The sequence below is a fragment of the Actinoplanes sp. NPDC004185 genome (assembly GCF_053603475.1).
In genome coordinates this window covers 36303-44630 of the sequence record NZ_JBSGFR010000063.1, presented here as the reverse complement: position 1 = coordinate 44630, position 8328 = coordinate 36303, and the positions used below count along the sequence as shown (strand labels likewise).

Annotated in this window: 10 protein-coding genes; all 10 read right to left on the bottom strand. The window is 72.6% G+C overall.

From position 1 onward, the window contains the following. Nucleotides 1-39: 39 nt before the first annotated feature. The 10 genes from ACWEOZ_RS39705 to ACWEOZ_RS39660 all read right to left on the bottom strand — a co-directional run bounded on the left by ACWEOZ_RS39705 (nt 40) and on the right by ACWEOZ_RS39660 (nt 8265). Nucleotides 40-723, bottom strand: a complete 684-nt coding sequence (locus ACWEOZ_RS39705) for an MBL fold metallo-hydrolase (RefSeq protein WP_451915842.1) — start codon at nt 721-723, stop codon at nt 40-42. Nucleotides 724-771: 48 nt separating this feature from the next. Next, nucleotides 772-1170: a DUF6232 family protein gene (locus ACWEOZ_RS39700; RefSeq protein ID WP_451915841.1), complete on the bottom strand. Its 399-nt coding sequence runs from the start codon at nt 1168-1170 to the stop codon at nt 772-774. Nucleotides 1171-1211: 41 nt separating this feature from the next. After that, nucleotides 1212-2234, bottom strand: a complete 1023-nt coding sequence (locus tag ACWEOZ_RS39695; RefSeq protein WP_451915840.1) for an ABC transporter ATP-binding protein — start codon at nt 2232-2234, stop codon at nt 1212-1214. Beyond that, complete coding sequence (locus ACWEOZ_RS39690) at nt 2231-3025, bottom strand: ABC transporter permease (RefSeq protein WP_451915839.1); 795 nt, start codon at nt 3023-3025, stop codon at nt 2231-2233. Before ACWEOZ_RS39690 ends, ACWEOZ_RS39695 begins: the two co-directional genes overlap by 4 nt. Next, a complete protein-coding gene (locus ACWEOZ_RS39685; protein WP_451915838.1) occupies nt 3013-3933 on the bottom strand; it encodes an ABC transporter permease in 921 nt (306 codons plus the stop codon). The genes ACWEOZ_RS39690 and ACWEOZ_RS39685 overlap by 13 nt, the downstream gene beginning before the upstream one ends. Nucleotides 3934-3935: 2 nt before the next feature. Continuing rightward, entirely contained in the window at nt 3936-5063 is a 1128-nt protein-coding gene (locus ACWEOZ_RS39680; protein WP_451915837.1) for an ABC transporter substrate-binding protein, read from the bottom strand. A 96-nt stretch (nt 5064-5159) separates the two neighbouring features. Continuing rightward, nucleotides 5160-6260 (bottom strand): serine hydrolase domain-containing protein, encoded by a 1101-nt coding sequence (locus ACWEOZ_RS39675; protein ID WP_451915836.1) that lies wholly within the window; start codon nt 6258-6260, stop codon nt 5160-5162. Between the two features lie 93 nt (nt 6261-6353). After that, nucleotides 6354-6884 (bottom strand): hypothetical protein, encoded by a 531-nt coding sequence (locus ACWEOZ_RS39670; protein ID WP_451915835.1) that lies wholly within the window; start codon nt 6882-6884, stop codon nt 6354-6356. After that, a complete protein-coding gene (locus ACWEOZ_RS39665; protein ID WP_451915834.1) occupies nt 6881-7555 on the bottom strand; it encodes an ABC transporter permease in 675 nt (224 codons plus the stop codon). Before ACWEOZ_RS39665 ends, ACWEOZ_RS39670 begins: the two co-directional genes overlap by 4 nt. Further along, a complete protein-coding gene (locus tag ACWEOZ_RS39660) occupies nt 7552-8265 on the bottom strand; it encodes an ABC transporter ATP-binding protein (RefSeq protein WP_451915833.1) in 714 nt (237 codons plus the stop codon). The genes ACWEOZ_RS39665 and ACWEOZ_RS39660 overlap by 4 nt, the downstream gene beginning before the upstream one ends. Between the last annotated feature and the right edge of the window lie 63 nt (nt 8266-8328).

The window sequence follows — 8328 nt, the reverse complement described above, 5'->3', positions numbered from 1 at the left end:
CGATCCGGGTGCCGGTGCCGGTGGGCTCGCTGGTCGAGCTCAACACCACGGTCGAGCGGACGGTGAGCCGCCATGGTCCACCGCCCGGCCCGAGACGGCCCGCCCGTGCCCGAAGACCGCGTGCTCGAACTCCAGCCCGGCCAGCTTGGCGACGCTCCGGGCCTGCTCGTCGAGATCGGCCGTGACCATCTTGGGCGTGCTGCCGACGCGGCCGCCCCGCTTGCCGGCAGCGGCGTCACCGGCGAAGAGGATGCCGCCGGAGCGGTCGAGCAGGAACGACAGATGCCCGGCGGTGTGACCGGGAGTGTGCACGGCGGTGAAGCCGGGCAGCGGCTCGTAGCCGTCGGTGGTGACGACGTCGTCGACCGGGGCGGGCTCGGGAGTGCCCATGACCAGCGAGGAGAGCTTCAGCAGCGGATGGTTGTACACAGCCCGCTCGGCGCCGGTCACGTACGGCACGTCGGCCTGGTGGGCCACGATCCGCGCACCGGAACGGCGGCGCACCTCGGCGAGCCCGCCGGAGTGGTCGGGGTGGTGATGGGTGAGCAGCACCGTCCGCACGTCACCGATCGAACGGCGCATCCCGTGCAGCGCCTGGGCGATCGTCGCGGACCGGCGCGGCAGCCCGGTGTCGACGAGCACCACCCCGTCGTCGGTCACCACCAGATGCACGTTGACGTAACCGATACCGACCTCGAAGACCCCGTCGACCACTTCACGCATCCGCTGATCTTCGCACCCGGCCGTCCCGCCGGGCCACCACGACCCGCGTCAGCGGCGGGCGTCCTCGATCGCGCGTTGCAACGCCCGGCTCACCTGGTTGAACACGCGGGGGTCGGCCGAGCGGTAGACCGTCACCTCGGCGTCACCGCGGTACGCGGCCCGCAGCGCCCAGGACCGCGTGTGTGACGGCCAGCCCGCCAGCGCCAGGGCCGTCACGAGCGCGCCGATCGCGACGTACCACCGGCCCGGCAGCGCGAGTCGCGCCCAGCCGGCGCCCGCGACGGCCAGCAGGACCGCCGCGACCACCCGGCCGAGCCGGCCGCCGTCCTGGCGCACCCGGGCGACCTGGCGCAGTTCGGCCACCACGAAGGCCTTCGTCGTGCCGGCCTGCCAGATGAGCAGTTCATCGGTGACGGCGGCATCGGGCCCTCGGTAGTAGGTGCGCACATGTCAGTAGAGCAAGGCGCCGGGCGTGATCGCCATCGTCGTCAGTCCTGCAACGCCACCGGAACCGGGCGCAGCTCGATCCGGACCGGCGTGCCCACCGGCAGCTCGGCCAGCGACTCCCCGCTGACCTGGGCCACCACGATGCTGTCGGCGACCTCGACGGTGACCCGGCTGGTCGGGCCGAGGAACGCTGTGGACAGCACCCGGGCCGGCCCGTCGGGATCGGCCACGACGCCGACCGACTCCGGGCGCACCAGGGCGGTCACCCCGGGACCGCCGGTGGACGGCTTGACCAAGGGCAGCCGGGTGCCGAGCACAGTGACCATGTCGCCGTCGACATGGCCGGGCAGCCGGTTGCTGAGCCCGACGAAGTCCGCGACGAACGCGCTCGCCGGGCGCAGGTACACCTCGGCCGGCGCGGCGAGCTGCTCCAGCCGGCCGGAGCGCATCACCCCGACCCGGTCGGCGATGGCCAGCGCCTCCTCCTGGTCGTGGGTCACGAACAGCGTGGTGGTGCCGACCTCGGTCTGGATCCGGCGGATCTCGTCGCGCAGCTGCACCCGGACCTTGGCGTCCAGCGCGGACAGCGGCTCGTCGAGCAGCAGCACCTGCGGCTCGATGGCCAGCGCCCGGGCCAGCGCCACCCGCTGCTGCTGGCCGCCGGAGAGCTGGTGCGGGTAGCGGCCGGCGTGCTCGCTGATGCCGACCAGGTCCAGCATCGTCGCGGCCCGGTCACCGCCGGAGCGCCGGCGCAGCTTGAGACCGAACTGGACGTTCTCCAGCGCGGTCAGGTGCGGGAAGAGGCTGTACGCCTGGAACACCATGCCCATGTCACGCCGGTTGGCCGGCAGGCCGGTGATGTCCTTGCCGCCGACCAGCACCCGGCCGCTGTCCGCGTCCTCCAGCCCGGCCAGGATGCGCAGCGCGGTGGTCTTGCCGCAGCCGGACGGGCCGAGCAGGGCGATCAGCTCGCCGGGCTCGATGTGCAGGTCCAGCCCGTCCAGGGCGTGCACGGCGCCGAAGGTGCGGCGCAGGTCGTTGAGGTGGACGGCGACACCGTTCATCGGGACGCCTTTCTGCGATCGCCGAACAGGGACAGGAGCAGCAGCAGCACGAACGCGAGGATGAGCGCGGCCAGGGACACCGCCACCGACATGGTCGCGCTGCTCTTGCCGAGCAGATTGATCGCGACCTGCAGGTTGGTGCGGTTCAGCAGCGAGGCGATGGTGAACTCGCCCAGCACCAGGGCCACGGTGAGGAACGCGGCGGACAGCACGGCCGAGCGGACGTTGGGCAGCACCACCCGGGTCATCACGGTGAACCAGCTCGCGCCCAGCCCCCGGGCGGCCTCGGCGAGCGTCTTGACGTCGATCGCCGACAGGCCGGCGTCGATCGCCCGGTAGGCGTACGGCAGGACCAGGATCGTGTACGCGAACGTGAGCGTCAGCGACGAGCCGCCGAGGAAGTAGTTGACCCACGCGTACACCGGGGCCAGGCCGACGACCAGCACGATCGCCGGGATGGTCAGCGGCAGCAGGCAGATGAACTCGACCAGCGGGCGCAGGCCGGGCAGCCGCAGCCGGACCCAGATCGCCGTGGGCACCAGCAGCACCAGCATGAGCAGGGCGGTGAGCAGGGCCTGGCCCAGGGACGCGACGATCCCGTCGGCCAGGTCGGGGTAGGTCTCGCTGAGCTTCGGCCAGTCGGCGAGCAGCGACCAGGTGCCGCTGTCCCCGCGGGTGGTGAACTCCACCATCGCCGCGAGCGGCAGCAGGAAGAAGATCCCCATGACGGCCAGGACCGTCCAGCGGAACGCGGACTGCCGGCGGGCCCGGCGCGCCCTCAGCCCAGCCATCGCGCGGTCCGCTTCTGCAGCAGGGCGTACAGGGTCATCACCACGGCCACCACCACGACCATGCCCAGCGCCATCGCCTTGCCGAGGTTCTGCTGGCCCAGGACGACCTCGCTGGTCAGGGCGCTGCGGATCTGCAGCGGCACGATCGGGTTGCCCTGGCTGACCAGGGCCGCCGCGGTGGCGTACGCGGAGAACGCGTTGGCGAACAACAGCAGCGTGGAACCGAGGAACGCGGGCGCGAGCAGCGGTCCCGCCACCTTGGTCCAGTACTGCCAGGTGGAACCGCCGAGGCTCTCGGTGGCCTCGCGCCACTGCGGGCGGATCCCGTCGAGCGCCGGCAGGAAGACGATCACCATGAGCGGGATCTGGAAGTACGTGTAGACCAGCACGAGGCCCGGCAGCTCGAAGAGCCAGACGCCGCCGGAGTAGATGTCGACGCCGAGGTTGTCCCGCAGGAACACGGTGACGAAGCCGGACAGGCCGATGGTGGCGATGAAGGCGAACGCCAGGGTGACGCCGCCGAACTGGGCCAGCACCCCGGACGCGGCGGTGACGACGCGGCGCAGCAGTCCGCCGGGCCGGGCGGTGGCCAGCGCGTACGCCAGCACCGCCCCGAGCACCGCGCCGATGAGCGCGGTGACCGCCGACAGCAGGATGCTGCGCCCGAACGCGTCGAGCACATAGGAGTCGCCCAGCGCGGTCACGTTGGCGAGGGTGAAGCCGCCGTCACCGGCGAACGCCCCGATCGCCACCACCAGGGTGGGGATGACCAGGAAGACGGTGACGTAGGCGAAGAACGGCAGGGTGCCGAGCAGGCTGCGCACCTGGTTCAGGCGCAGCCGGCCCCGGGGGGCCCGGACCGGCGGCACGGGGGCCGCCAGTTCCGGGCCGTCGAGGACGGTGGCCATGCTCAGCCGATGGCCTTGGCCCAGTTGGCCGCCAGGTACTCCTTGGCCTTGGTGGTCTGCGCCTCGGTCTGGAAGACCGGGGTGCCCTCGACCTTGGGCAGGGCCGCGAACGCGGTGGCGTCGATCGTGCCCGCCTTGACCATCGCGTCGGCGCGCACCGGCCGGGCGCCGCCCTTGAGCCATAGGTTCTGACCCTCGTCGGAGTACAGGAACTCCTCCCACAGCCGGGCCGCCGCCGGGTGCGGGGCGTCCTTGCTGATCGCCTGCACGTAGTACGAGCCGAGCACCGCACCGGCCGGCACCACGGTCTTCCACTGGATCTTGCCGCTGAGCTTGGCGCCCTGCGCGACGTTCAGGTAGTCCCAGTCGATGACGACCGGCGTCTGGCCGGACTCGACGGTGGCCGGGGTCGGGTCGACCGGCAGGAAGTTGCCGGCCTTCTTCAGTTTGCCGAAGAAGTCCACGCCCGGCTTGATGTCGTCGGCGGAGCCACCGTTACCGAGCGCCGCCATCGCGACGCCGGCGAACGCGGCCCCGGCCTGGGTCGGGTCGCCGTTGAGCGCGACCTTGCCCTTGTACTCGGGCTTGAGCAGGTCGGCCACGCTCGCCGGGGCGGGCACCTTGGTGCTGTCGTAGCCGATCGACATGTAGCCGCCGTAGTCGTTGGCCCAGGTGCCGCCGGCCTCCTTGAGCGCGTCCGGGATGTCGGCCCAGGTGGCCACCTTGTACGGGGCGAACTTGGCCACGTTGGCGGTCGCGACGGCACTGCCCAGGTCGAACACGTCGGGTGCCTTGTCCTGGCCCTTGAGCTGGTCCGCGGCGTTGATCTCGTCCTGGCTGGAGGCGTCCGGCTGCGCCGAGTTGACCTTGATGCCGTACTTGTCGCCGAAGGCCTTGATGATCGCGCCGTAGTTGGCCCAGTCGGGCGGCAGCGCGATGACGTTGAGCTGGCCCTCCTTCTTGGCCGCGGCGACGAGGGCGTCCATGCCACCGAGGTCGGCGGCGCCGGCGGCGGTGGCCGCCCCGGTGCCGGCGGAGTCGCTCTCCTTCTCGGGCGGGGAGCAGGCGGTCAGGCCGGCGAAGGTCGTGACCGCCAGCAGGGCCGCGGCGGTACGGGCAAGGGTCCGCACTTGGGTTCCTCCATCTCATCGGCACCCACCGAGCCGGCGGTGCCGCTGTGGATCATGAGAGTACGGGGTATCGGGCGGGCGGGCGACAGGCGACGATCAGGCGTCGGCGGCCTGAATGACAGCCGTCACGAACTGGTCGTTCTCCACCGCACCGCCACCGTGGGGCTGGGCGAGGCGGTCACGGGCGTAGCCGTACGCGACTCCGCGGCGCGGATCCGCGAAGCCGAGCGAGCCGGCCGCGCCGAAGTGGCCGAACGCGGCCGGGCCGAGAAACGGATAGGGGGTCGACATGGCCTCGAAGCCGAGGCCGAACTGGGCACCGGAGCCGCCGGACAACAGGTCCGGGGCGGGGCCGCCGGCGGTGCCGAAATCGGCGGTGGTCGCCGGGCGCAGCAGCGGTTCCCTGCCGTTGAGGCCCGACACGGCCGCAGCATACAACCGCGCGACGCCGCGGGCGTTGCCGACACCACCGGCCGAGGCCTGGCCGTGGCTCCGGACCATCCGGCTGTTGGCGAAAACGGTCAGGTCGGTCGGCGGGTCGGCGTGCAGGTTCAGCGCGATGCCGGTCAAGCTGCCCGGATCGGGTCCCGGCTCACGCCCGACCGGCCGGGCCAGCGGGCGAAAGCGGGGCTCCAGCTCGGCGGGCAGACCGAGAAAGAGGTCGATGTCGTACGGGGCGCGGACGCGGTGCTCGTACGTCTGCTGCAGCGACCGGCCGGTCACCCGGCGCACGATCTCACCGGCGAGCGCCCCGATCACCAGCGCGTGGTAGCCGTACCCGGAGCCGCGGGGCCAGTACGGCCGCTGCTTGGCCAGCCGCTCGGCGATGATCCGGTCGTCGGCGAGCTCGGCCGGCCCGAAACCGCCGTCCACCCCGATCAGCCCGGCCCGGTGCCCGAGCAGCTCCCGCACGGTCACGTCCGAAGTGAACTGCGGCCAGTAGTGCCGCACCGAACGGTCGACGTCGATGATCCCGTCCTGCACGAGCAGCGCCACCACCAGGAAGGCCGCACCCTTGGTCACCGACAGCAGACCCATCAGCGCTTCCGGGTCGATGGTCCAGAGGTCGACGACCTGCCGGCCGTGCCGGTACACGGCCAGCTGGGCGCCGACCTCACCGAGCCGGGCCAGCTCGGCGGCGAAGACCTCCCGGACCTTCTCGTAACCCGGGGCGACTGTTCCGTGCACCAGCGACATCGCCGGGCCTCCTTCCGCCTCCCCCATCGTGACGCAAACCGGGTGCGGAAGTCTCCCCCGGCCACGCGGCCGCCGGTCCGGAGACGATCAGGGTCAGGCGTCCCGGCGGACGACCGCCGTCGTGGCGGCGAGCACGGCGACCACCGTCCATCCGGCCGGCAGCCACAGGCTGTCGTCGATGCGGTCCCGGACGAACGGCCCCAGCACGTAGTAGTAGCCGAGCACCACCACGACCGCTGCCAACGCGTGACGCAGCAGGGTGCCCACGGCCGCCGCCAGCACGGTGGTGAGGACGAGGTAGACCGGATCACCGGTGCCGGCGATGAGCACGGTCACGACTGCGATCGGGACGGTGACCACCGTGAGGACGAGTGTCCTGGTGAGCTGCAGGCGGGCCCGGCGGGGTGTGCAGAGCAGCGTGGTGTGGAGCTGCCCGCCGTCGTACTCGGAGGTGGCGGCGAGCACGCCCAGGACCAGGAAGCCCGCGCGGACCACCGGGACCGGGTCCGGACCGTCCCGGGCGACCAGCGCGATCAGCGTGGTCACGGCCCAGGTCGATGCCACGGTCAGGACCAGGGCGGGCAGCGTCACCAGCTTCAGCAGCTCGGCGCGGGCCGTGTTCACGCGTCGCGCCGGTGGAAGACGTACGCGGCGGCGCTCAGCAGGACGGCGACCCAGGCGCCCATGACCAGGCCGGCCGTCACGGGGGTCAGGTCGGCCACGACGTCGTGCGGCTCGATGAACAGCTGGGCGCCGGCCAGGTCCGGCAGGTAGGCCGCCAGCGGGGTGAGCTTGGTGAGCAGGAAACTGACCGAGACGACGGTGGAGTTCACGATCAGGATCGTCAGCGGCAGGACGCCGCTGCGGGTCAGCAGGGTGATCCCGTACGCCAGCAGCGCGTCCAGCACCCAGTAGACGACGACCCCGGCGATCCGCGGCCCGGCCCCGCCGGTGAGCACCCCGGCCACCGCGAGCGTCACCACCGCGCTGACCACCGCCGTCACCGCGACCCACAGCACCAGCACCCCGGTCTTGGCCGCCAGCAGACGCATCCGCGATGGCACGCAGACCAGGCTCGTGGCGATCTGTCCGCCCCGGTACTCGCTGCCGGCGGCGACCGTGCCCAGCACGAGCGGCCCGAGCACCCCGACGGTCAGCTCCAGGTAGCCGGTGTCGGACGTGCTCGCCGCCGCCCGCGAGTTGAGCAGCACCACGAGCGGCGGCAGGAGCAGGCTCAGCGCGACCGCCACCCACACCGACGGCAGCCCGGCCAGCTTCAGCAGTTCCGCCCTCACCACCGGCCCCGCGTCCCGGTCGAGGTGAGCGCGAAGTAGGCGTCCTCCAGGGTCGGATGCTCGCCGGTGACCTCGGCCAGGGTCCCGGCGGCGATGATCCGGCCCCGGTCGATGACCACGACGTCGTCGACCGTCTCGGCGAGCTCGCCCATCAGGTGGCTGGAGAGCAGCACCGTCGCGCCCCCGGCGGCCCGCCGGCGCAGGAACTCCCGCATCCACCGGATCCCGCCCGCGTCCAGCCCGTTCACCGGCTCGTCGAGCACCAGGACCGCCGGGTCCCCCAGCAGCGCCGCCGCCAGCCCCAGCCGCCGCCCCTGGCCCAGCGAGTACGTGCCGGCCCGCTTGCCCGCCGCCGAGGTCAGGTCCACCAGCTCGAGCACCTCGTCCACCCGTGAGCGTGGCAGGCCGTTGCTGGCGGCGACCCAGCGCAGGTGCGCGCGCCCGGTCCGCGAGCGGTGTGCCCCGCTGCCGTCGAGCAGCGCGCCGACGACCGTCAGCGGCCGTCGCCACTGCGCGTAGGGCCGCCCGGCGACCAGGGCCGTGCCCTGCTGGGCCCGGTCCAGACCGAGCAGGATGCGCAGGGTGGAGGACTTGCCGGCGCCGTTCGGGCCGAGGAAGCCGGTGACCCGGCCGGGACGGGCCGTGAAACCGACGTCGGTGAGGATCGTGGTCCGGCCGCGCCGTTTGTGGACGTGCTCGATGGTGATCACCCCGCCAGTCAAGGCGCCCGCCGGGCCGGCCACATCGGACCGTGGTCGGGACCGCGAGATCGG

Bases quoted from the DNA above. Each gene is read 5' to 3' on its own strand.
- ACWEOZ_RS39705 (WP_451915842.1), bottom strand. From the start codon at position 723: ATGCGTGAAGTGGTCGACGGGGTCTTCGAGGTCGGTATCGGTTACGTC.
- ACWEOZ_RS39695 (WP_451915840.1), bottom strand. From the start codon at position 2,234: ATGAACGGTGTCGCCGTCCACCTCAACGACCTGCGCCGCACCTTCGGC.
- ACWEOZ_RS39690 (WP_451915839.1), bottom strand. From the start codon at position 3,025: ATGGCTGGGCTGAGGGCGCGCCGGGCCCGCCGGCAGTCCGCGTTCCGC.
- ACWEOZ_RS39685 (WP_451915838.1), bottom strand. From the start codon at position 3,933: ATGGCCACCGTCCTCGACGGCCCGGAACTGGCGGCCCCCGTGCCGCCG.
- ACWEOZ_RS39675 (WP_451915836.1), bottom strand. From the start codon at position 6,260: ATGTCGCTGGTGCACGGAACAGTCGCCCCGGGTTACGAGAAGGTCCGG.